An 893-nucleotide genomic window follows, 5' to 3' on the forward strand; every position below is an offset into this window, starting at 1 on the left:
GAGGTGGCGGCGGGTTTGGAGTACCGGCGGCCGCAGCTGGTGTGGGCGGGTGCGCTCACGGGTGAGCTGGTGGCCGAGTGCGAGAGCGGGTATTGGCCGGCGCAGACGCGGCGGGCGGTGCGGTTCGCGGACGCGGTGGGCGCGTTGGCGGCCGAGGGTGTGTCGGTGTTCATCGAGGTCGGTCCGGACGGGTCCTTGTCGGCGCTGGGTCCGGACGCGGTGGCCGGTGTCGGCAGCGACGAGGGTGTGTTCATTCCGCTTCAGCGACGCAAGGAGCGTGATGAGCAGGGTGTGACGGGCCTGGTGACGGGTCTGGCGCGGGCGTTCGTCCATGGTGTGGCGGTGGACTGGGCCGCGGTGTTGCCTGCTGCGAACCGGGTCGAACTGCCCACGTATGCCTTCCGGCATGAGCGGTACTGGCCCCAGGGATTGCTGGCCCTGCCGACCGCGGGAGCGGTCGCGGGTGGGGATGGTGCGAGCACGGTGGCCGAGGCCCAGTTCTGGGCCGCTGTGGAGGGCGGTGACCTGGCCCGGATCGCCGACACGCTGGCGATCGAGGACCGGCAGTATCTGAGCCAGGTGCTCCCGGCGCTGGCGTCGTGGCGTCGTCAGGAGCGGGACCGTTCGGTGACTGCGAACTGGCGTTACCGGGTGGGCTGGGCTCCGGTCGCCGAGCCTGACTCGGGTGTGTTGTCCGGGACTTGGCTGGTCGTGGCTGGGCAGTCCGGGGATGGTTTGACGCAGGGGTGTGTGGCGGCGCTGGTTGCCCGGGGTGCTGAGGTCGTGGTCGCTGAGGTGCCGGCCGGGGTGGTGGGCCGGGCTGAGGTGGCGGTGGTTCTGGGGCAGGCGTTGCAGGACATCGAGTCTGCCGGGGTGGCGGGTGTTGTGTCGTT

At 71.2% G+C, this 893-nt stretch carries 1 pseudogene; it reads left to right on the forward strand.

Annotation, left to right across the window (positions count from 1 at the left end):
* Positions 1 to 165: 165 nt before the first annotated feature.
* Positions 166 to 893, forward strand: a pseudogene (locus AQI88_RS48740) (polyketide synthase); the annotation flags it as partial.

Origin of the sequence: Streptomyces cellostaticus, assembly GCF_001513965.1 — a bacterium.
GTDB lineage: Bacteria > Actinomycetota > Actinomycetes > Streptomycetales > Streptomycetaceae > Streptomyces > Streptomyces cellostaticus.